Annotated in this window: 21 protein-coding genes and 2 pseudogenes; 10 read left to right on the forward strand and 13 right to left on the reverse strand. The window is 70.7% G+C overall.

What is annotated here, in order from left to right; all coding sequences use genetic code 11:
* Positions 1-4 precede the first annotated feature (4 nt).
* Positions 5-1153 carry an epoxide hydrolase family protein gene (locus ABZ321_RS22115; protein ID WP_344513560.1) on the forward strand — a complete coding sequence of 383 codons (1149 nt, stop codon included), beginning with the start codon at positions 5-7 and terminating at the stop codon, positions 1151-1153.
* Between the two features lie 156 nt (positions 1154-1309).
* Positions 1310-1570 carry a hypothetical protein gene (locus ABZ321_RS22120; RefSeq protein WP_354893993.1) on the forward strand — a complete coding sequence of 87 codons (261 nt, stop codon included), beginning with the start codon at positions 1310-1312 and terminating at the stop codon, positions 1568-1570.
* Positions 1571-1663: 93 nt separating this feature from the next.
* On the opposite strand, the gene ABZ321_RS22125 is transcribed toward ABZ321_RS22120, so the two are convergent.
* Positions 1664-2518: a helix-turn-helix transcriptional regulator gene (locus ABZ321_RS22125; protein WP_354893996.1), complete on the reverse strand. Its 855-nt coding sequence runs from the start codon at positions 2516-2518 to the stop codon at positions 1664-1666.
* Between the two features lie 35 nt (positions 2519-2553).
* Here ABZ321_RS22125 and ABZ321_RS22130 point away from each other — a divergent pair, with 35 nt between their 5' ends.
* Complete coding sequence (locus tag ABZ321_RS22130; RefSeq protein WP_354893999.1) at positions 2554-3201, forward strand: hypothetical protein; 648 nt, start codon at positions 2554-2556, stop codon at positions 3199-3201.
* A 51-nt stretch (positions 3202-3252) separates the two neighbouring features.
* Here ABZ321_RS22130 and ABZ321_RS22135 read toward each other — a convergent pair whose 3' ends face one another.
* Together ABZ321_RS22135 and ABZ321_RS22140 are read right to left on the reverse strand one after the other, a co-directional pair.
* A complete protein-coding gene (locus ABZ321_RS22135) occupies positions 3253-4101 on the reverse strand; it encodes an SDR family oxidoreductase (protein ID WP_354894002.1) in 849 nt (282 codons plus the stop codon).
* A gap of 248 nt (positions 4102-4349) precedes the next feature.
* Positions 4350-6143, reverse strand: a complete 1794-nt coding sequence (locus ABZ321_RS22140) for a DUF4118 domain-containing protein (protein ID WP_354894005.1) — start codon at positions 6141-6143, stop codon at positions 4350-4352.
* Positions 6144-6540: 397 nt separating this feature from the next.
* Between ABZ321_RS22140 and ABZ321_RS22145 the strand changes: the two are divergent.
* Positions 6541-6687 (forward strand): annotated as a pseudogene (locus ABZ321_RS22145) (hypothetical protein); the annotation flags it as partial.
* 61 nt (positions 6688-6748) lie between these two features.
* On the opposite strand, the gene ABZ321_RS22150 reads toward ABZ321_RS22145, so the two are convergent.
* The 3 genes and pseudogenes from ABZ321_RS22150 to ABZ321_RS22160 form a co-directional block, all read right to left on the reverse strand.
* Positions 6749-7288: a hypothetical protein gene (locus ABZ321_RS22150; RefSeq protein WP_354894007.1), complete on the reverse strand. Its 540-nt coding sequence runs from the start codon at positions 7286-7288 to the stop codon at positions 6749-6751.
* 37 nt (positions 7289-7325) lie between these two features.
* A pseudogene (locus ABZ321_RS22155) lies at positions 7326-7718 on the reverse strand (enoyl-CoA hydratase-related protein); the annotation flags it as partial.
* 106 nt (positions 7719-7824) lie between these two features.
* Positions 7825-9054: an epoxide hydrolase family protein gene (locus ABZ321_RS22160; RefSeq protein WP_354894009.1), complete on the reverse strand. Its 1230-nt coding sequence runs from the start codon at positions 9052-9054 to the stop codon at positions 7825-7827.
* Between the two features lie 355 nt (positions 9055-9409).
* On the opposite strand from ABZ321_RS22160, the gene ABZ321_RS22165 reads away from it, so the two are divergent.
* A complete protein-coding gene (locus tag ABZ321_RS22165; protein WP_354894011.1) occupies positions 9410-9991 on the forward strand; it encodes a zinc-binding dehydrogenase in 582 nt (193 codons plus the stop codon).
* 41 nt (positions 9992-10032) lie between these two features.
* Here ABZ321_RS22165 and ABZ321_RS22170 read toward each other — a convergent pair whose 3' ends face one another.
* Both ABZ321_RS22170 and ABZ321_RS22175 read right to left on the reverse strand, forming a co-directional pair.
* On the reverse strand, positions 10033-11037 hold the full coding sequence (locus ABZ321_RS22170; RefSeq protein WP_354894013.1) for a TrmH family RNA methyltransferase: 1005 nt from the start codon (positions 11035-11037) through the stop codon (positions 10033-10035).
* Complete coding sequence (locus ABZ321_RS22175; RefSeq protein WP_354894016.1) at positions 11034-11591, reverse strand: hypothetical protein; 558 nt, start codon at positions 11589-11591, stop codon at positions 11034-11036. The genes ABZ321_RS22170 and ABZ321_RS22175 overlap by 4 nt, the downstream gene beginning before the upstream one ends.
* Positions 11592-11646: 55 nt before the next feature.
* Here ABZ321_RS22175 and ABZ321_RS22180 point away from each other — a divergent pair, with 55 nt between their 5' ends.
* The 4 genes from ABZ321_RS22180 to ABZ321_RS22195 all read left to right on the forward strand — a co-directional run bounded on the left by ABZ321_RS22180 (position 11647) and on the right by ABZ321_RS22195 (position 14825).
* Positions 11647-11856, forward strand: a complete 210-nt coding sequence (locus ABZ321_RS22180) for a hypothetical protein (protein ID WP_354894019.1) — start codon at positions 11647-11649, stop codon at positions 11854-11856.
* A 154-nt stretch (positions 11857-12010) separates the two neighbouring features.
* On the forward strand, positions 12011-13429 hold the full coding sequence (locus tag ABZ321_RS22185) for a hypothetical protein (RefSeq protein ID WP_344513535.1): 1419 nt from the start codon (positions 12011-12013) through the stop codon (positions 13427-13429).
* Complete coding sequence (locus ABZ321_RS22190) at positions 13426-14550, forward strand: hypothetical protein (protein ID WP_354894022.1); 1125 nt, start codon at positions 13426-13428, stop codon at positions 14548-14550. Before ABZ321_RS22185 ends, ABZ321_RS22190 begins: the two co-directional genes overlap by 4 nt.
* Positions 14547-14825 carry a hypothetical protein gene (locus ABZ321_RS22195; RefSeq protein WP_344513531.1) on the forward strand — a complete coding sequence of 93 codons (279 nt, stop codon included), beginning with the start codon at positions 14547-14549 and terminating at the stop codon, positions 14823-14825. The genes ABZ321_RS22190 and ABZ321_RS22195 overlap by 4 nt, the downstream gene beginning before the upstream one ends.
* A gap of 14 nt (positions 14826-14839) precedes the next feature.
* On the opposite strand, the gene ABZ321_RS22200 is transcribed toward ABZ321_RS22195, so the two are convergent.
* From ABZ321_RS22200 to ABZ321_RS22220, 5 genes are all read right to left on the reverse strand, one after another.
* On the reverse strand, positions 14840-15823 hold the full coding sequence (locus tag ABZ321_RS22200) for an alpha/beta fold hydrolase (protein ID WP_354894025.1): 984 nt from the start codon (positions 15821-15823) through the stop codon (positions 14840-14842).
* Positions 15824-15917: 94 nt separating this feature from the next.
* Positions 15918-17828 (reverse strand): CHASE3 domain-containing protein, encoded by a 1911-nt coding sequence (locus tag ABZ321_RS22205; RefSeq protein ID WP_344513527.1) that lies wholly within the window; start codon positions 17826-17828, stop codon positions 15918-15920.
* A 353-nt stretch (positions 17829-18181) separates the two neighbouring features.
* Positions 18182-18562 carry a hypothetical protein gene (locus ABZ321_RS22210; protein WP_354894028.1) on the reverse strand — a complete coding sequence of 127 codons (381 nt, stop codon included), beginning with the start codon at positions 18560-18562 and terminating at the stop codon, positions 18182-18184.
* Positions 18563-18770: 208 nt separating this feature from the next.
* Complete coding sequence (locus ABZ321_RS22215) at positions 18771-20654, reverse strand: DUF4118 domain-containing protein (RefSeq protein WP_354894031.1); 1884 nt, start codon at positions 20652-20654, stop codon at positions 18771-18773.
* A gap of 145 nt (positions 20655-20799) precedes the next feature.
* On the reverse strand, positions 20800-20937 hold the full coding sequence (locus ABZ321_RS22220) for a hypothetical protein (RefSeq protein ID WP_354894034.1): 138 nt from the start codon (positions 20935-20937) through the stop codon (positions 20800-20802).
* 275 nt (positions 20938-21212) lie between these two features.
* On the opposite strand from ABZ321_RS22220, the gene ABZ321_RS22225 reads away from it, so the two are divergent.
* Positions 21213-21566, forward strand: coding sequence for a hypothetical protein (locus tag ABZ321_RS22225; protein WP_344513522.1), 354 nt, complete (start codon positions 21213-21215; stop codon positions 21564-21566).
* Positions 21567-21600: the final 34 nt, after the last annotated feature.

A 21600-nucleotide genomic window follows, 5' to 3' on the forward strand; every position in this document is an offset into this window, starting at 1 on the left:
CGGCATGGAGGAGTTCACCGTGAACGTCCCCGACGACGCGCTCGACGATCTGCGGCGGCGGCTGTCCCGGGCCCGCTGGCCGGAACCGGCGACGGTGCCGGACTGGAGCCAGGGCGTGCCCGCCGGCTGGCTGCGGGAGTTGTGCGACTACTGGGCCGACGGCTACGACTGGCGCCGATTTGAGCACCGGATCAATGCCGTGCCACAGTTTGTCACCGATGTGGATGGGCTCGGCATCCATCTGCTCCACGTTCGGTCGCCGCAGCCGGACGCGTTGCCGCTCGTGCTGACCCACGGCTGGCCCGGCTCCGTCGTGGAGTTCCTCGACGTCCTCGGCCCGCTCACCGACCCGGTCGCGCATGGCGGCGACGCCGTCGACGCCTTCCACGTAGTGTGCCCGTCGCTGCCGGGGTTCGCGTTCAGCGGGAAGCCGGTCGAGTCGGGCTGGGGACCGCAGCGCATCGCCGCGGCGTGGGCGGTGGTGATGAGCCGGGCCGGGTACGAACGCTTCGGCGCGCAGGGCGGCGACTGGGGTGCGACGGTGACGACGCACCTGGCGGCGCAGCATCCCGACCGGGTCGTCGGCATCCACCTCAACTTCGCGCCGTCGGCCGTCCCGCCGCCCGCAGCGGACACCGCCGAGGAGTTGACCGACTTCGAGCGGCACAGCATCGCCGATCTGGCGAACCACAGAGAATGGGGGAGCGGCTACGCCGTTGAGCAGGCGACTCGCCCACAGACGATCGGCTACGCGCTGGTCGACTCGCCGGTCGGCCAATGCGCCTGGATCGCCGAGAAGTTCTGGGCGTGGACCGACCACGCCGGCGACCCGCTCACCGCCCTGACCCGCGACCAGATCCTTGACAACATCAGCGTCTACTGGCACACCCGGACTGGCGCCTCGTCAGCGCGCATCTACTGGGAGGATGGGTTCGCGCGCGGCGGCGAGTGGCATGTCCCGCCGGTGAGTGTGCCGGTCGGCGTCTCGGTGTTCCCGAAGGAGATCACCCGGCCGTCGCGGCGCTGGTGTGAGCGGCAGTACGCCGACCTGCGCTTCTACGAACAGGTCGACCGGGGCGGCCACTTCGCCGCGTTCGAACAGCCGGACCTGTTTGTCGACCAGCTGCGCCGTGCGTTCCGTGGGATGCGTTAGAGATCCTTTGATGCGATCGTTGATTTTGACACGCGGGCCGTCGTGGGGCTTGAGGCGCTCGCGCGGGCCTGCCCGGGAGCGGTGTTGGAGTTTCCTGACCGTTTGTTCGCGGCGGCGCACGCTGCCGGCCCGCTCGAGCGTCTCGCGTAAGCGGGTGTGCACGTCAACGTGTTCGCCAGTGGGTTTCGTGGTCTGATCGGCGTAGGTCAGGGCGTCGGCGACCGGAATGTGCTCCTGGGGATAGTGGGCCAGGGCGGTGTGCAGGCCGTGGGCGCGGGCCAGGAAGTGAGCTCCGGAGTGATGCGCGACGAGGGCGCTGATGCGTGGCGGCCAGCCATGGGTGTCGAGGTAGCGGGCGCCGTCGAGCGGGTGGAATCCGGTCTGTTGTACAGCGGCGCCATGGCCGATGTCACGTAGCCATGCGGCGATCAGGTCCAGTGCTTTGAAGGTACGGCCGGCACGGCACCGTGAGCGTCTTCTTGTCCCGGCTGAGCGCCGATCGTTGACGGGCTACGCGGGCCGGGTCGGGCTCTGCATCGCCTGGGTGCCGATCGTGGCGAGCAGCGCGAGCGCACCGGCGTCCGACGAGCCTGATTCGGCGGTGTAGACGACCAGCCGCAGGTCCGTTCCCGCGACGGTGAGGACATCGCAGTCCAGCGTCAGCCGGCCCACCTCCGGGTGCTCGATGGTCTTGCGGGAGGTGGCGCGCTCGCTGACGTCCGCACGATTCCACAGCTCTCGGAATCGTTCGCTAGTACGCCGCAGGTCGCGCAGCAAGGCACGCAGGTCGCGATCGTGCGGGTAGCGGCCGAACGCCACGCGGAGGTCTGCCACAGCCTCGGCCTCCAGCGCCCGCCGTTGCGCGGCCGTCATGACGAAGCGGTCCGGTAGTCCGGTGAAGTGGCGCCAGATCATGTTGCGTTCACGCGTCGGCGCGGACGACAGGTCGCCGAGCAGCGCAGCGCCTAGCCGGTTGACGACCACGAGATGCCATGACGCGCTGAGCACCATCACCGGTACGTCGGTGAGGCGGTCGAGGAGACGTTGCACGCCGGGTGTCACGTGTGTGTTCATGCGGACTGCTCGGGAACTGGCCTGCCCGGCGACCCGGAACAGGTGGTCGTGCTCCGCATCGCTGAGCCGCAGGGTGCGGGACAACGCCTCCAGCACCGACGGCGACGGGTTGCTCGCCCGTCCCTGCTCCAGGCGGGCCAGATAGTCAACGGTGAGACCGGCGAGGGTGGCGACCTCCTGCCGGCGTAGCCCAGGCGCACGGCGCCGGCCGCCTGCCGGCAGACCCACCGCGGTCGGCTCCAGCCGGTCGCGCCAGGATCGCAGTGCGGTGGCGAGTTCCTCGGCGTCCACTCGGCCATCATCGCACCGCGCCACTGGCTGGGCCCGTGATCAGGGTGGACCTGTCAGTGCTAGGCAACGCAGGGCTCTGGTATCACGTGACCGGCCGCAGCATCGTCGAGGGCATCAGCACCCTCGAGACGAACAGGATTACAATCATGACCACCATCGGTTCCACGGTGACGGCCCGGGTGGCAGCTCCCCGCGCTGCGTTGTTCGACTGGTTCATCTCGATCCCGCTGCCGCGCATCCTGCTGAAGTACGGCCCGATCCCGTCGGTCGCCTCGACCACCGGGCAGACCGGCCCCTGGGACGTCGTCGGCAACAGTCGCATCGTGCACCTTGCCGACGGCCACACAGCTCGCGAGTCGGTGACGGGCTACCAGCGGTCGAGCTATTTCGCCTACCGGGTCAGCGACTTCGACAACTTCCTCGGCCGGCTCGCTGCCGACGCGGTCGGCCGATGGTGGTTCGCCGACGGGCCGAACGGGTCGACGGACATCACGTGGACCTACACGTTCAACGCCCGCAACCGGCTCGCCGCGATAGCGTTGCTGCCCATCGTCAAGATCTTCTGGCGCGGATACATGCGGCAGGCGGTCGCCACGCTCAGCGAACTCGCGGTGGCCGAGGCACGGGCCTTTCGGGCGCCGACCGAAGACTCGATGAAACCGGCCCGGAGATCAACGCAGTGACCTGAAGCGGGTCAGGACAGGTGATACGCGGTCATGCCGTCTGTCTCTTTCCTACGCAGCGATCGGGGTTTCGGGCTCCATGTCGTAGGAGGCTTGCAGTTGCTTGGGTCGCGTGCCAAGGCCGTCCTTCGTCTTCCGATCCCACGGTGCCCGCTGCAGGCGCTTGGTCTCGTCGATCATCGACTTCGGTACCAGGTTGCGATAGGTGTCGACCTCACCGGCGGCGACTGCCGTCAGCGTGGCGTACACCGGCTCGGGGTCGAACTGCGCGCGGGGGAACGCGAGTCTCGAGTAGTCGAAGAGTCGCTCGGACTGGTCGTCCTCCCAGCTCTGCCAGGTCTGGAACATCCGGTCGTTGAACCCGGTCAGGAACGGCCCGGGGTTGACGGTGGCGACCTCGATCCCGAACTCTTGCAGCTCCTGCGCCATGGTCTCGGCGATGGCCTCCAGCGCGTGCTTGGACGCCGAATAGATGCCGGTGAAGGGATTGACGTTGAGCCCTTCCCGAGAAGAGACCCACACGATACGTCCCTTTCCGCGCTTGACCATCTGTTTGGCGATGCCCTGTGTCAGCAGCAGCGGCCCGACGACGTTCACCTCGAATTCCCGGCGGACGTTCGCGGCCGGGATGTCGAGCGTCGAACCTCCCTCGCCGACGCCGGCGTTGTTCACCAGAATCTCGACGTCCCAGGTCAAGGCCTTCCGGCGATCTCCGTCGTCGGTGACGTCGAGCTTTTCCACCTGCAAGTTGACTCCGCGTTGTGCGGCTTGCTGCTTCAAGGTCTGAACCTGAGCCCAGATCTCCACGGAGGCGATGACGTCAAAGCCTTTCTTGGCCAGCCGCATCGCCACCTCATGGCCGAAACCGGTGCCGCATCCGGTGATGAGTACCTTGGTCACGTCAGTCTCCAGCCGGGAGTAGCTGTTCACCTGACCCGCTCACCTACCCTGCCACTATCCCGATATGCAGCGATCTCATGGACGGCTGGGGACGGCGTATGCCCGGTCGTCGCCATCCGGTGGCAGGTATGACGTTTCCTCAGGTTCGGCGTGTCGTACAAGATGTGCCGCTGGCCCGGCGCGGGACGACAAGCAGCTCTCGTACATCAAGCTCCCATCGACGTTCGTGACACACGTGGGCCACTTGGCTATGGTCGGTGTCTCTGCGAAGGCCGGTCGGCGTCGGGGTGGGGTTCGGGAAGCTCGATCGGGATGTCGGCCTGCAGTAATGTGCCGCTGCCGGTGGGGCTGGTGATGGTCAGGTGTCCACCGAGGGCTTCGACCCGGTCCCGCAGGGCGGTCAGGCCAGAGCCGCGATCGGGGTCGGCGCCTCCGACACCGTCGTCGTGGATGGACAGGCGCAGCGTGCCGTCTCGCATTGCCGCCTCCACCTGGACGACGGAGGCGTGGGCGTATTCGGCCGTGTTGGTCAGCGCTTCGGACACGACGTGGTAGGCGGCGACCTCAATGACCGGGGGCATGCGCTGTTCGGCATGGATGTCGAGTTCGACCGGGACCGGTGATTTGCGGGCGAGTGACTTGATCGCGGGGTGCAGCCCGCCATCGGCGAGCAGTGTCGGATGGATGCCCCGCGAGATCTCTCGCATGTTGTCCACGACGTTGTTCAGGCCGTACACGGCGTTCGACAGCTCTGCCTTGGTCCGGTCCAGTTCGGGCGACAGGCTGGCTTGCGCGAGACCGAGCTGCAGCCCGATGCCGATGAGTTGCTGCAGCGCGTTGTCGTGCAGCTCGCGCTCGATCCGCTGACGGGCCTTGTCGGTGGCGGCGACGAGCCGGGCGCGGGATGCGGCGAGTTCGGCTCGGCTGTCGGCGTTGGCGACTGCGGTGGCGGCGAGGTCAACGAAGTTCGCGAAACGCGCCTCGGTATCGGGTGGCAGCGGACCGGGCTGATCCGATGCCAGGGTCGCCGCGCCCCATAGCTGCCCTTCGATGGTGATCGGGACCACGACCGCGGAGCGGATGCCGAGCTGGTGTGCGAGCGCGGCGGCGGGACCGGTGGCGCCTTCCAGGCTGTCCATCCGGGCGGGCCGGCCCGTGTCCCGCACCAGCGCCAGGAGGTTCTCGCCCTCCGCCGACCAGTGCAGCTGTTCCGGGGTGGGACCGGAGAGGCTGGTCGACAGGACGGTGACCATGTTGTCGGGCTCGTAGCGCAGCAGCGATGTGGAGTACTGACCCTGCAGAGTGCCGTCAGCTAGAAGCCCGTGCAGCTCCGTGGTGATTGCGTCGAAGACCTCGGGTGGAGGGCCACCTCTCGCCATGAGCGTCGCCACTCGCCTCAGGGCTGCTTGTTCGGTGGCGAGCCGACCCAGTGAGTCCATCATTGCCGCGCGTTCGTACCCTGCCTCCAGCAGTGAGGTCAGCGACGGCACGACGCGCTCCCGCAGGCGCTGCACCGTCGGCTCGGGCGCCCCGCTCGGCACAAGCAGGGTGCCCAGCGAGGTGGCGCCGGCACGCAACGGAAAGGCCCACTGCCGGTCTACGTCGGAAGCGGCGGCGTGATCGATCGCGACATTCGGTACTTCGAGCGCGTCTGCGATGCGCTGCGCGACTGCGGGCAGTACCTGGGCAGGATCGTCCGCGTGTAGCAGCAGCCTGGCCATGTCGGCGGTGAGGTCGGATTCCTCCGCCTGCACGATGCGCCGCCGAAACACGTTCGCCGCGACGCTCGTGGCCACCGCGACGACGAGGAAGACCGCCACTTCGAACAGTTCCCGCACGTCCGAGACGGCAAGCTTGCCGGAGGGCGCGACGTGGAAGATGGCGAACGCCAGGGTGCTCGCCACTGATGTGGCGATGCCTAACCGCGTCCCCCACACCACTGAGACGACCAGCACGCCGATGATGTAGATCATGCCCGGGGACAACGGCTGCACGATCGATCGCAGCGGGTAGAGCACAACGGTCTCCACCACGATCATCAAGACCGCGACCGTGATTCCGGCCCTGCGGGAAGGAGGGTTCAGTCGCACCAGTCGCGGCCGCGAACCGACATGCACCGAGCAACTGTAGTCCGATTTTCCCGGTTTCGGCTCCGCGTCTGTCGAGGGCTGCCGCTGGAGCCAATGGTGCGCGATGGGCGCCCGAGCCATCCGTCCTCGAAGCCCAGGGGCGAGGTCGCACCGGAATCGTCACGCCTCCGCCGCATGGCGCGGCGTCGGCGGTGCATGTGCCGCTGTAGTAGCACGCCGCCGAGCCCGCTCGGCGGCTTGGGAGTCGGGCGGGTGATCGACGCCGGCGGGGGCGCGGGCAGGCAGCTGGTCGGGCGCCGGGTGGTCATCCCGCCCAACTGCGCCACGCCCACGCACCGAGAGCGGGCAGACCTACCACGCGCTCAACGACCTCGTCGCTGACGGCGAACTGGTCGTCCCGGTCGACGCGACCTACCGCCTGGACGACTACCACGAGGCGATCGAACACGCGATGACACCGGGACGCAGCGGAAAGATCCTGCTCACGTTCGCCTGACGTCCGTTTCAAACCGATGACGGCCTGCGCGACGTCGTATCATATTCGGGTCCCATCGGTTCTATGCGGTGGTCGTCGATGCCGGCACGCCGGTCGCTTTCCGCAGGAGCGTGAGCACCTCGGCGTCGAGATGCTCGGCGACCGTGGACGCGGCGGCGTTGTGGTAGGGAGCGATCGCGCTCGCGACCGAGTCGTAGGCGACCCGGGTTCCGCCATCGGGCAGTTCCTCGATCAGGACGGTGATCGGTGCGTACGAGCCGGCGTCGGCGACATGCCTCGTCATTTCACCCATGGTGACCGGATTGCCGGCGATCAGCCGGACCAGGCGGCGGCTGGTCTGCCGGTGTACCAGCGGGTCGAGGGTCAGCGCGACGTCGAGATTCAGCTGCCAGAACCGGAAGAGTCCGGCAGTGCCCTGCGCCTGCCGGACGAGAGCGCTGAACTGCTCGTACGAGGTGCTCGCCTCGAGGTCGGCGAGCAGCGACGTGACGTCAGGCTGGCCGATGCCGTCGAGGATACCGCCCAGCACGGTTGGGAACGACCGTTCGCTTTCGATGACGTAGCGGCGAACGGGGATGTCGAGGACGTGTTCGTTTGCCATCGATCTCGCTTTCTTCGAGTGCTGCTCCGGCCCCGGGTCAGAGGGCTCCGAGGCGTTCGCCGAGGTGGTGTTCGAGCGGGCCACGGGTTTGCAGCCCTTGCGCCAACAGGGCGGCGGTCCGCTGCTGCGCCGCGTCCGAGCGGACCAGCTGCTGGAATCGCCGGGCGTCGGCGCGGATAGCGTCCGCGCCGGGCAGGGTCAGCTCGTTGATGGCGCGCTTGGCGGATCGCACCGCCTCGGCCGGGAACGACGCGATCCGCCGCGCGAGCCGTGCGACGAACGCGTCTAGCTCAGTGTCGGGTAGCGCGCGGTTGACCCAGCCGTAGCGTTCGGCCTGGTCACCGTCGAAGTCGGCCGCGCCGAGGATCGCTTCCATGGCCCGGCCCCGCCCGAGCAGCCGGGCCAGGTGCTGCACGCCTCCCGCGCCCGGGGTCGCGCCGGCGCCGGTACGGCTGTGTCATCACCGGCTCCTCTCAGGACTTGGCCCCGGCGCGGTGTCCGGGATGCCCGTTCGTGCCGTGACCAGCTCTGGCAGGTCAGCGCCGCGGCTCGGAGCGCTGCGGTTCCCGCAGCGGACGGAACGCGGCCCGCAGCTCCGCCGCGAACAGTTCCGGCTCCTCCCAGGCGGCGAAATGGCCGCCCCGTTCGGCCTCGCCGAAGTAGGTGAGCGTGGGGTAGGAGGTCTCGGCCCAGCTGCGCGGTGTCCGCCAGATCTCGCCGGGGAACGTGCTGAAGCCGACGGGGACTCGGGGTGGTGGGAGTGGCTGGCTGCCCGCGGACGGCGCGTCCGGCCCGTAGGCTTCCCAGTACGATCTGGCGGCGGACGCCCCGGTGCCGGTCAGCCAGTAGGCCGTGATGTTGTCGAGGATGTGGTCGCGGGTGAGGTTGCCCGAGGGTTGACCGTCGACGAACGCGCGGGTGATCTTGTTGTAGGCGTCGGTGTCGTGGTCGAGCATCCAGGCGGCCAGCGCGGCCGGTGAGTCCATCAGCGCGTACCCGATGGTCTGCGGCCGGGTGGCCATCTCCACGAAGTAGCCGTTCCCGCTCGTCTGGAAGGTCGTGATCGCGGCCAGGGCGGCGTGTTCCGCGTCGCCGTCGGCGGGCAGCGACGCCGGATCGTTGAGCGCCGGCACGAGCAGGTTGGTGTGGATGCCGGCCAGCCCGTCGGGGCCGAGACGACCCATTGCGTCGGTGACGCCGGCGCCGACGTCGCCGCCCTGGGCGACGTAGCGGTCGTAGCCCAGCCGGGCCATGAGCTCTGACCAGGCGCGCGCGGTCCGGACGAGATCCCACCCGACCTCGGCCGGCTCGCCGGAGAAGCCGTACCCGGGCAGCGACGGCAGCACCAGGTGGAACGCGTCCTCGGCGGTGCCGCCGTGGGCGGTGGGGTCGGTGAGCGGGTCGACGGCGTCGAGCATCTCGATGACCGAGCCGGGCCAGCCGTGGGTCATGATCAATGGCAGCGCGTCCTCGTGCCGGGACCGGACGTGTACGAAGTGGATGGCCACGCCGTCGATCTCGGTGGTGAACTGCGGCAGCACGTTCAGCCGGGATTCGACCCGCCGTCGGTCATAGTCGGTGCTCCAGTACCGGCACAGCGCCCGCATCGTGGCCAGCTGCACCCCCTGCGAGCGGTCGTCGACCAGCTCCGGACTCGGCCAGCGCGTCGCCGCCACGCGCCGCCGCAGGTCTTCCAGCACTTCGTCGGCGATCTGCGCGGTGAACGGTCGGACGACGTGGCTGGCCTGTTGCTTCATCGTGGTCATGCTGGGCGTACCTCTCGAGGGTCGCTGCCTTCGCCGCTCAGCCCGGCGGGCATGGCGCAGGCTCCTCGGCGTCTTCTCGTCGTTTCGTTGCAGCTTCCTGCCGGACCGGGTGAGCCTGCCTCGGCCGATCCGAATGACCTCCAGGAGGCGGGCAGAGCCGACAACTGTTCACCGCACTCGCGCCGACGATCTGCTGTGAACAGGGCCGGCCGGCGTCGCCGTGCACAGCGTTCGTGAGGGGGTCCGGTGTCTGGGTTCGTCTGGTTCCGCTGATCCGGCGCTCGCCGTCGGGCCGGCCGATGCTTGTAGGCCAAAGCCGGATGCCCGACCGCGCCCTGCTCGGCACGGCACCGCGGTGGCTGGACCGCACGCCGGCGCCGGCGAGCTGGCGCACCTGCTCGTCCCCGTGCGCGGCTCGATCCCGTATGGCTGCGGCCAGCTGGACCACCTCGAGGCAGCGGTCTCGGGCCCTGCCATTGCCGCGGTGTACGGGCGGCACCGGGCCACTGGCACACCGCCGCTGACCGAGGTCGTGGCGCGGCTGCGGGCGGGCGACCGGTCGCGGCCACGGTGGTCCGCGGCGCGGGGCACCTGCTCGGCCGCGCCCTGGCCGGCCGGGTCGCCGCCGTGGACGTCGACGCGGCCGCTACTACCTCGAGCACGACACCTACCCACCGCCGAAACCTGGCCCAGCGGGCCGGCATGCCGGCATCCATCCGATCTTCGCGACGACGTGACGGAGCGTCGCCTGGTTTGGCCCTCGCCGGACCGGGCACAGCTGCAGACGATCGCGCAGCTCGTAGAGGCGGGACGGCTCATCCCGATGGTGGACCGCACCGTCCCACTGGCCGGCACACGCGCCGCCTACACCTCGCTGGAGACAGAGCACCGTCGCGGCAAGGTCGTCATCGACGTCGCGGCGGCCGCGAGCCGGTAGCCGGCGTGACGGTCAGACACCGTCCTTCACGCGGGTAGCACTCAGTACAGGGTGAGCTCCCACGGCTGCACCAGGTCGGCGTCCGGCGGCACGGTCAGGTCGACGCCGCTGCCGAACGACAGGCCGCGCCGTGGCGGGCGGGGCACCCCGCCGGTGCGGGCGCCGAGCTGCCGGGCCGCCTCGGCGAGCACGATGCCGGTGAGGAGTCGGTACCGGCCGATGGTGCCGGGCGTGGTGACGCGGGCGAACTCGGCGCCGGGCACGGGTTCCCAGCCGTCGCCGTCCGGGATGACCAGCGTGGTGCCCGGGCCGGTCAGCTCGGTGCGGTGCAGGGGCGGCCCGTCGACGTCAGGTCCGCACACGACGACCCGGCCGCCGGGTGGCGGGGACCAGGCGTCGCCGGCCGGCACGACCCGCAGCGGGTTGCGGTGGCTGCGCGCGGCTGCGCGGGCCTCGTTGCGAACCGGGCGCGGCGTGCCGAACCACACTTTCTCGCGGTCGTCGAGCGTCACGCTCTGCCATCCGAACGCCGCCGCGGAACGCAGCGTGCTGCCGGCCTCCACGTGGTCCCGCGGGGCGGCCAGCAGCAGCGCCGGACGGTGCGACTCGGGCCGCGGGGCGCGGGGGCGACGACGGCCGTCCGCATCGAGAAGGTAGTACAGCGCCACGGCCGCGGCGGTGGCGACGTTGAGCGTGTTCACGCCCCGGCCCGGCATCGGGATGTGCACCGTCTTCGCGGCGGCGCGCAGGACGTCCGGGCGGATGCCACGGCGTTCGTTGCCGACCACGATGGACGCTCCACCGTGGACTGTTCCGGCGCGGTACACCGACTCCGCTCCCGGTGCGTTGTCCACGGCCACGACCGGGTCCGCGCCGCCGAGCAGCGCCTCAGTGTCGACAGTGGACAGGTCCGGGACGTGCCCGGCGAGGCCGCGGCTGTCGCGGAACACGCACGGCACCGCGAACATCCGCGCGGCCTCGGCGAGCGCCAGCGCGTTGGCGGGGTTCTCCACGCCGTCGCCGACCAGCCGGGCGCGTGGGCTCACCACCGCGCCGCCCAGGCGGCCCGCGCCCGCGCGGCGAACGCGTCCGCGCGGCGTTCATGGTCGGCGGTACGCATCGCGCGGGTGTGCCGCCGGCGCGCCGCGTGCTGGATCCGGTGGTGGCCGATCTCGTGCATGAGCCCGTCGAAGAGCACGAAGTCGCGCAGCGCCTCCTCCGAAGGCCAGTCCACCAGCGTGCCGGCCGGACCAGCCATCACCCGGGCACCGGCACGCTCCAGCCGCGCTGCGGCGGCATCGGTGAGCCGGCCCGGCAGTACCCACGGCGGCGCGGGCTGCTCGAACAGCAGCACCACCCCGGGCACCCGCAGCACCGCGACGGCCGGCCCGGCAGGTGCTGCCGGGCGCTGTCGCAACTCGACGCCGCGCAGCCCGTACGCGGCCGCCGGCCCGAAGAAGGTCAGGACCCGAACGACGTCGTCGGCGCCGGCCGGGTGAACGAACCCCGGTCGCGGCCGGCACACCCGCACGGGCACGGAAGCGCCGGCGCGCCGGGCGGCGCGGATCGGGTACGGGTCGGTGCGCAGGCTACGGCTCAAGGGCGATCACGGGGACCTTGATAGCAGCCGGCCCCGCCGCACACCACCGGTTTCCGTGCCGTCCAGGCCACCGGTCCGCGCACAGCCGCTGTACAACCACGTCGCCTCCAAGGACGAGACCCTCGACGGTGCCATCGACACCGTCGCACTCGCCGACCCCGACTGGCGCCACAGCAGCGCCGCACCGCCCCGCCCGCGCCGTGACCCCGCGGATCCCCGCCGGCTGACCCCGACGAAGCGCGCCGGCCGGCCCGGCCGGCGATGAAACTGGCGCGCGGGCCGGGCGAACGTGACGTTATCCTGGCCAGGGCCGGTCGCGGGACTGTCTGTGCGACTTCCGGAACCCGCCTCTGAAGCGATGCTTCGCAGTTCGCGCGGCGAACTCCCCGACCGGCCCTCGACAACGTGGGGGAGGGGCCGTGGACCTGGCCGAGCGGGTCGCGTGCGAGGACGTCGTCATGTTCGTCAACGCCGCGGTCACGTCCACCGGGCAACGGGAGTTCCACGCCGGCGCCGCGCAGCAGCGGCTGTCACTGGCGTTCCTGCACGAGTACGTGCTCGTCAACTACCGTGAGCTGTACGCCGCCACGCTCGCCCTGGATGTCAACGACTTCAACGCCGGGCTCGTCGTGCTCAACCTGTTGCGCACGGCGCAGGAGGTACCGCTGCCACGACGGAAGCTGGAAGGCGCCCTGATCGCCGCGCGGCTGCGGACGCTGCCGCCGCAGCGCGTGTACCGCATCCTGCGCACCCTGCGGGCGGAAGGCATCAACAACCGGCGGACCCGAGCGATCGTGCGGGACTGGGTCGCGGGCCGGCCCGACATCGCCTTCGACGCCGTCAAGTACCGGCGCCACCTGGCCGGCGCCGTCCGGCACACGCACGTGCGGCTGCCCGACGAGGTCGGCACGATGCTGTTCGACTGGCGGCGGCCCAAGCGCTACGCCACCCCGATCCTGGAGACGTGGCGGCGGGCGCACTACGAGCAGCGTGCCGTGTTCGACCTGCCGTACACGGTCGCGGAGGGCTTCGCCGCCATGCACCGCATCGACCGGGCCCGGCTGCTGCGGCAGGTGGGCCCGCAGCTGACCGGGCTGGAGCGGCTACGGCTGCAGGACACCGCCACCCGGGCCGGTCGCAAGGCCCCCGTACGGGTCGAGGTCGACCTCCACCGGACCCCGCTGACCCGCCTCGCCGTCTACGTGCTGTCCCTGCCGCGGCCGGAGCGTGCCCGCCGCCGCGACGAGCTGACCGCGGCGCTGCGCTCGGCCGCCCGGCGCGCGGCCGGACGCCGGGCCGGCACCTGGGGCACCGTCGTCGGTGTGCTGGACGACAGCTACTCCGCCGCCGGCTCCGGCGTGAAGCGGCGCCGGCCCCTCGCGGTCGCCCTGGCCATGCACTACCTGCTGGAGGCGCTCGCCACGCGGCACCACACGGTCTGGCTCGCGCACACCGGCGACCCGCTGCTGGTGCACCCGATCGGGGCGACACCGCTGGGCCAGCGGCTCCTCGACGGGCTGCGGCTGCGCCCCGACCGGCTCGTCGTGGTCTCCGACGGCTGGGACAACGCGCCGCCCGGGCAGGCCGCGGAGGTGCTGCGGGTGTGGCGGGAGCGCCTCGACCCGGCCGGCCACACGTCGATCGTGCACCTCAACCCGGTGTACGACGGCGAGGCGTTCGACGTGCGCCGCCTCGCGCCGACGGTCGCGACGGTCGGGGTCCGCGACGCGGAGGACGCCGCGGCCCTGGTCGAGCTGGCCCGGTTCTCCACCGGGACGGCGACCTTCGCGCAGCTGCGCGCGTACCTGGACGATCTGGTGGAAGGATTCCTGCGATGATCGCCGGTCTGCGGGCCGGCCCCGCCCAGACGTGGGGCGCGGTCCGGCTCGTACCGCTGCTGCGCGACGAGCCGGTCACCGACCTGCGGCTGCACGCCCGGCTGCACGACGAGGACGAACTGTCCGTGGTGGAGCTGTCGCCGCGGGAGGCCTACGTCGCGTACGTGCCGCACGCGTTCGTCGCGACGTGGACGTCCGACGGCTCACCCGCCGCCGCGTACGGCACTCAGCTGATCGACCCGCGGGAGCCGGGCCTGCCGCGGGCGATCGGGCTGCGGTTCCGCCGCCGGCTCGCCCGCCGCGAGGACCGCCGCCGCCTGCGCTTCCTGCCGCTGCACCTGGCGCTGGAAGGCTTCCTGGATCTGCAGTTCGGCGGGCCGCCGATCGCCTGGCAGGAGTGGACCCACCGGGCCGTCACGCACGGCCTGTCGCCGCGGGTCGAGGAGGCCTACTGCGGCGCCTCGATCACCGGCCTCGACGACGCCCTGCGCATCTTCGAGATCCACCCCACGCAGTGCGGCGTGGTGCTGTACCTCGCCGACGCGCTCGCCGCGGTCTTCGCCGTGCCGCACCCGGCCGACTACCGCGCCCTGCACCCGACGCTCCTGCGCGACTTCTACGGTGAGCTGCTGTACCAGTACGCGCACCTCTTCCCGGCCGTGCCGGACTTCCACCAGCCGCTCGACGCCGCCGCGGTGTCCACCGTGGACGATCTGCAGGCCGAGTTGTCCCGGGTCGCGGCGCAGTGGTCGGCGTTCCACGACGACACCATGTTCACGGTGACGGCCGGGACGACGCGGCCGGTGTACCGCATGGGCCGCTTCACGCTGTCGCGGTTCCTGCCACCGTTCGACCCGGCACTGGACAACCACATCGGCGAGGTCATCACCGACGAGCACGGCACCGTCGCGTACCTCAAGACGTTCCGGCTGTCCGCGGCACAGACCCGCCGCGGGCACCTGCTGTCCCGGCTCGCCGCCACCGGATGGGACCTGGACGCGACCGCCGCCGCGTTGGGCACCGACCGGCCGGGCCTGGTGCAGCGGCTGGACCGGGCCGGCTTCGGCCACCTGCTGCGCCCGGACATCCTCGACGCCTGCCGCGCCGGGCAGGCGTCGTGAGCCGTGTCGAGCTGGTGCGGGTGCTCGAGGCGGCGCGGGCGCTGCTGGCCCGGCCCGGCAACGACTTCACCTGGTCGTCCTTTGTGGACTCGGCGGCCGCCGTCGAGGAGTTCGACAATGCGATGGCCGCGGTCCTGGCCGGCGGTACACCCGTGGGGCTGTCGATCCTCTTCGCGCCGACCGGTCCCATCCAGGAGGTCGCGATCTCCAGCGGCTGGGGGGACGCGTTTCTTGAGCTGGCCGGCCGCTTCGACACCGCCGTCGCGGGGGAGTAGGCGCCAGCGGCGCGTCAGGCCAGGAAGTCCTCGATGAAGGGCAGTGTGCGGCGCAGCGGGCCCGGGTCGCTCGCCGCGGCCAGCTCGCCCAGGTAGTCGCCGTGGTTGCCGGGGACGACCAGCAGGCGGGCGCCGGGGATCAGGGCGGCCAGGCGCGCGGCGTGCTCGACCCGCACCACGTCCCGGTCGGCGACGACGACCAGGGTCGGCGCGGCGATCGCGGCGGGCAGGGCGTCGGGCCAGTCGGTGAATCCGGTGAGCATCAGCTCGTGGTCCAGATCGAACATCCGCTCGGCGTGGGCCGGGTCGCCGCTGACCGCGAGGTCGGCGTCGCGGTACACCTGCGGCAGGTGCTCGAACGTCGCACCGGCCATGCCCTCCCAGAAGCCGTCGATCATGCCGTCGCGGCGGAACGGCGCCGACGCCACGACGAGGCGGCCGGCCGCCGCCGGGTGGCGCGCGGCGAGCTGCATGGCGACCTGGCCGCCGTTGCTGAAGCCGAGCACGTCGACCGGCCCCACGCCCAGCTCCGCCAGCAGCGCGGCGACGCCGTCGGCGGAACGCTCGAACGACGCAGGCCCCTCGCCCGCGCCGGTCCGGCCGTGCCCCTGCAGCTCGACGGCGAGCAGGCGGCGGGAGTCGCGCAGCAGCGGGATGAGCCGGCCCCAGTTCGACTCGATCGTGGACCCGCCGCCGTGGATGAGCAGCAGCGGCCGGCGGTCCGCGCGGGCCTCGCCGTGCCATTCGTAGTACAGCGGCAGGTCCGCGTTGGAGAACATGGTGCCAGCATAGGTAGGGTGCGGACCTGCGCAGCGGGTGCGCTGCCTGGGCAGCGTGGCGGCCTCGCGGGCGCACGACTGCAGCCGGTCGGCGCGCTGCCGGGTCGCCTCGATGCGGGTGGTGAGCTCGTGCAACTGGGCGCGGTGGCGCTGGTCGTGGCGGCGGACGGCGGCGAGGTCGGCGGACAGGAGCCGGTTGATGTGGTTGACCCAGTGCACCAGGTGCAGGCCGACCTGGTTGAGCTGGTGGTAGGCGTGCTGGCTCAGCTGCGGCTCGGGCGTGGTTTCAGCAGGTACCCAGATCGATGTCCGGTCACTCGCCGTTCGCGCCGGGTGCGGTCCCGGGAGGCGGTCGGCGAGTCTGGGTGGGGTTGTCGACGGTTGTCAGTTCGAGCGGGATGGTGAACCGCAGCGTCGTGCCCTGGCCGGGTGGACTGGTGAGCCGGCTGCTGCCACCGAGGGCGGTCACCCGGTCGTCGAGGCCGCGGATGCCGGAGCCGGCGCTCGGGTCCGCTCCGCCGACGCCGTCGTCTTCGATGCGCAGCCGCAGGGTGTGTGCGTCGGCCGTGACGGTGACGCACACGTATGAGGCGCTCGCGTGTTTGGCGGTGTTGGTGAACGCTTCGGCGATGATGTAATACGCACCGGTCTCAATGTTGGGCGGGAGCCGGGACGGTAGGTGGATGTGCAGTTCGGCAGGCACCGGTGAGCGGCGCGTCAGGGTCTTGAGGGCGGATTCGAGGCCACGTTCGGTCAGGATCGCCGGGTGGATGCCGTGGGAGAGTTCCCGGAGCTCGTCGAGGGTGCCGGCCAGGTCGGCGTTGATCGTCGCGAGCTCGTCGGCCAGCCCCGGTGGCTCGGCGGTTGTCCGCGCCTGGAGCTGGCGCAAACCCAGGAGAAGCGCGAGGAGCCGTTGCTGGGTGCCGTCATGCAGGTCGCGCTCGACCTTGCGGCGGGCCTGGTCGCTGGCTTCGACGATGCGGACGCTCGCGGCAGCCAGGTCGGCGCGGGCCTGGAGGTTCGCGACGGCCAGGCCGGCGAGGTCGGTGAACGCGGCGGTCCGCGGGGCGTCGTCCGGACTCAGCTGTTCGTCGCTTGAGGCCATGACGATCAGCACCCCCCACAGGTTGCCCTGGACCACGATGGGCGCGCCCACGGAAACCTTGATCCCGTACTGGGACAGGAACGGGTCGGCGACGCAGGTTCCCTCGCCGACGCGGGTCCAGCATGGCCGCTGTTCGGTGTAGACATGCACGGCTGCTCCGTGCGGTGGCAGGATCGTGCGGGTGCCGACCGCCACGGGAATGTCATGCGGGCTGCACGCCGCGACGACGGTCGCCGCACCGTCCAGCTCGTACCGCAACAGCATCGTCAGGTCGGCTCCCAGGAGTTCTCTGACCTCGTCGGTGACCGCGCTGAACACGGTCTGCGGCGGCGATGCGCGGGCCACCAGGGTCGCGATCCGCCGCAGGGCGCGCTGCTCGGCCACAAACCGGTTGAGGTCGTCACGGTGGCTTTCCAACGACGTGGCCATGGTGTTGAACGAACGTTGCAGGCTGCCGATCTCGTGCGGACCGTCTTCAGGCATCCGGGTGGACAGGGCGCCGCCGGCCAATTGATCGGCCATCCCGGCCGCCGCGCGCACCGGTCGAACGATCCCGCGGTTCACGAGCGTTGCGAACATCAGCATGACAAGCACGGAGCCGGCCAGGCCGGCGCCGGCCACGGCCCGTGCCCACACGGTGGCAACGTCGGCGCCGGCCGCCTGTCGGGCCGCGGCCCGCAACTCGATGGCGTGGAACTGCGCGAATCCGGTATGGATCTCATCGAGACGCTGCTGGCTGTCGACCAGATGGACCGGGTCAGACGCTGGGCCGCCGGGGTGGACCCCGACCACCACCGGTGCGGACTCCTCACTCATGTACGCGGTGATCTCCTGGTTGAGGAGCTGGACGCGGGCCTGCTGCCGCGGATCTCCCAGGACGGAGCCGGCGAGTTGGGTGGTCTGTTGCGGGATCGCCGTGCGAGCCTGTTCCCACGACTGCATGAACCGTGGATCGTGGGTGATGATGTAGCCGCGTTCAGCGCTCGCCACCGCGAGCACGGAGGACTGCAGCTGCCCAGCGCTGATGAGCGCGGCCTGCGAGCTGCGTGCCGATCGAACCTCCTGATCCAGCTTCGCCACCGCGGTCAGCATCACGGCCAGGATCGCGCTCAACGCCACCGCGAACACCGTGCACAGCCCGACCACCTGGCGGGTGAGCCCGGCGCCGAGGAACCCCGACCAGGACGGCCGATGCCCGAAACCCCACCTGTGTACCTTCACCGCAGATCTCCATCCAGCACACCGCCGCCGGGACGGGAAATGCGCCAGCTGGGAGGCGATGACATCGCACTGTCGAGCTAAGACAGTCCTGCTCGGATCAAGCGTACTGCCGCAAATGCTGCTATTTAGCGCCGTACCGAGGCGATTGACGTCGCTACGGGCCTGGTGGCGGGATGCCGGGAACTGGTATTGCTGCCTGGCCGTATCGGCCAACGTGCAGGTCCGCTGCCAGCGGACACGGCATGCTGCAGCTATCGAGGATGCGGGTCTGAGCTGTGGAGCGTCATTGTGCGGGTGACGCTGGCTCCTTGGAATCGCACGTCCACCCGGACTTGGGTGATGGATTCGCGTGACGGGCGTTGAAACGTCGCGTACCGAATCATTGCTGTGTCGGCGGTGCCGCCGCCGTTGGCGGTGCTTCGACATTCCGTCCAGCGTTCCCCCGGCCGCCGGGCGGCCAATGCGACGGTCGGCCTGGCTGCCGGGGTTGTCAGGGTGAGCGGGTCGGCACCTTCGACCATCAGGGACACGAGCAGCGTCTCTCCCAGGGCGATGACCGGACAGATCCACACCCGCATCTCGTCATCAGCGATGAGAAGATCGGCTTCGCCGTATGCGCCAGTGTCTGCCATGACCTCGCGTCCCTGAGCCGTTGCGGGTTGGCCGATGTCGCAGTTTACGGTCATTGTGGCGCTGAACTCTACGAACCGGTAGCGCCCAGGAGGCCGATCAGCAGTCCGTGGTCCTGCGTACCGTCACCGCCGTGCAGGGTGGGCGTCGCCGCGGCCGGGTTCAAGGCCACCAGCAGCTTCGGCGGCCATGTCGCTGCGCCCTGCTCCGTCACGTTCCACCGCTTGACTGGTCGGCCTCCACACCCTGCCGGCCTTGGCCGCCCATGGGCAGCTTCACGTTGACGGACGTGCCGGAGCCGGTCGGGCTGGTCAGTGTCAATGTGCCGCCGAGCGCCTCGACGCGGTCGCGCAGGCCGGCCAGGCCGGAGTCCTGGTTCGGGTCCGCGCGGGCGGTGCCGTCGTCGTGGACGGTCACGGTGAGGATCTCGCCGGGCGCTGACTCGTCCATCGCCGACTCGTCGGCGATGACGTCGATCTTCACGGAGACCTCCGAGACGTCGGCGTGCTTGGCCGAGTTGGCGAGCGCCTCCGAGATCACGTGGTAGGCGGCGACCTCGACGTTGCCGGGCAGGCGATGGTTCAGCCCGTCGTGCACCGCCACCGGGACCGCGCTGCGGCGGGCGAGCGCCTTGACCGCGGGGACCAGTCCGCCCTGGGAGAGCAGCGCCGGATGGATGCCGCGGACGATCCGCTGAAGGTTGTCGAAGGCGGCGGACAGCCCTGCGGAGGTGTCCGCCAACCGGGACCGTACCTCGCCGAACTCCTTGGGGATCATGGCCTCGGCGAAGCGCAGCTCCAGCCCGAGTGAGATGAGCCGCTGCTGGACTGTGTCGTGCAGTTCGCGTTCGATGCCGCGGCGTGCCTCGTCCGCGGCGTGGACGAGCCGGGCCCGCGACGCGGTGAGCTCCGCCCGGCTCTCTGTGTTGGCGATCGCGGTCGCGACGAGCTCGGTGAACTTCGCAAGCTCATGCTCGATGCCGAGCGGCGGCGGGCCGGCCCGCCGCCACAGGGCGATGACGACGCCCCAGACCCGGCCCTCGACGACGATCGGCGCGCCGACCGAGGCGTGCATGCCCTCCGCGTGGGCGAGATCGGCCAGCGGGCCGCTGCGGCCCTCATACGAGTCGATGCGGGTCGGACGGGAGCCGTGCAGCACCAGCCCCGCGACGCCACCGGCGAAGTCGACCTGTTTGCCCAGCATCGACTGGGATCCTGGCTCTCTGTTGTACTCGGCGACGCCGGTCACCGTCCTGGGACCGTCCCAGCGCCAGACCCGCGTGGCGTCCGCGTTGAACAGGTCGGCCGCCTCGGTGGCGACCGCTGCGACGATCTCGGCGAAGGCGACGCCGTTGGCCACCAGCACTGCCACCCGGCGTAACGCCGCCTGCTGGGTGAGGAGCGCCTGCTGCCCGGCCCGGCTCGCCTGCAAGGATCGACCGGCCCGCAGCACGGTCGCCAGCCCGGGCACCACCCCGTCCCGCAGACGCCGCAGGACACGGTCCGGGACGTCTCCGGGGACGACGAGCGCGCCCGGGTCCAACGGCAGCTGGATCTGGTCCTCGCGCCGCGGTACCGGGTCAGGCTCGATCGCCGCATACGGCAGCCGCATGGCGTACGCGATCCGATCGGAGGCTTCCGGCAGTACGGCGCGCACATCGTCGGCGCCGAGGATGAGCCGGGTCATCTCGGCGACCGCGTCGGCGTCCCGTTTCCGTTCGATGGACTCGAGCGCCCGCGCGCGGGCCAGCTGCGCCAGCGAACCGGAGACCGTGGCGACCATGAGGTACACCGAAAGCCCGAGCCAGTCCCGCCAGTCCCCGGTCTGGAAACGCCCGATCGGCGGGGTGTGGAAGTAGTCGAACGCGAGCGCGCTGACGACCGACGTCGCCACACCCGCCCACAGGCCCCACACCGTGGAGACGACGAGGACACCAGGCAGGTAGACGAGAGCCAGGGCCTCCATCGGAGCAACCTGCCGCAACGGGACGACCAGCAGGGTCTCCACGACGGTGAACCCCGCGCCGACTACGATCCCTACGGCGGCTGACGGCTGGCTGACCCGCACCAGCCATGACGCTAGGCGTCCGTGCATCAATCGGCCCTCTTGTCGAACACATCGGTTCCGGCATGGCTGGGCAGGCGGAGCCGGTCGAGCAGAGGCAACCAGTCGATGCTAGGGCGGCAGGCATCGAACGCCGGACTCTTGGCGGCCCGGGCGCAGCGAATCACCCCATAATTCACCTCGGATGCGGCGCATCACCGGGCCTGCGGGTCGCGATCCTGGCCTTCTTCGCGGTCGTCGGAACGCTCCACACCATGTTGGAGTAGCCGGTGGTGGGCCTGAAGTCGTACGGCGCCAGGCCCACCCGCTTCAACGGCACCATCTTCGCCGTTCACCCGCAGATGTCCGCCGAGGACATGGCCACGTCCCCCTTCCGAGGCCCACAGGGCATGGAGGTCCGCACCGACGGATGGATCCGACATCGAGCGCCTCGGCGGGTCCGCACGTCAGGGCCGCTTCAGGGCCGATCCCCCCGGCGGAATCAACCGGTCCTGTGATCGCTCACGGCGAGCCTTCACGGTTTCGCGAGTCGCAACACCGACACGCCGGAATCGACCGCCGGGAAACGGTGATCAATACAGTGCAGGCATGTTCGACAACCGCAAGGTCCGCAAGAACGGGCTCGCCGCGCAGGCGCTGGTGCTGTCCGCCAAGGAACACTCCAGGTTCAGCTCGAACGAGAAGCCCCGCTACGACTTCGCGCTGGAGGTCCGGCCGCACGACCGCGCACCGTTCCAGGCGCACGTCCGGCAAGCGTTCTACATCGCCGAACGCAAGCCGGTCGAGGCGGAGGTGGTGCGGGTGAAGTACGACCCCGCCACGCTGAAGGTCGTCTTCGACCTCGAGGGCGACCCGCGGTTCGACCTCGAGGCGATGCAGCGGCGCACCGCCCAGATCAACTGGGAGACTCACCGCCGCGGCGGGCCGGGTTCGCCGTCCTGACGACTCAGCGCGCGACGGGCCCGGCTGGCACACC

Source organism: Dactylosporangium sp. NPDC006015 (genome assembly GCF_040614215.1).
In the GTDB taxonomy this organism is placed as follows: Bacteria; Actinomycetota; Actinomycetes; order Mycobacteriales; family Micromonosporaceae; genus Dactylosporangium; species Dactylosporangium maewongense.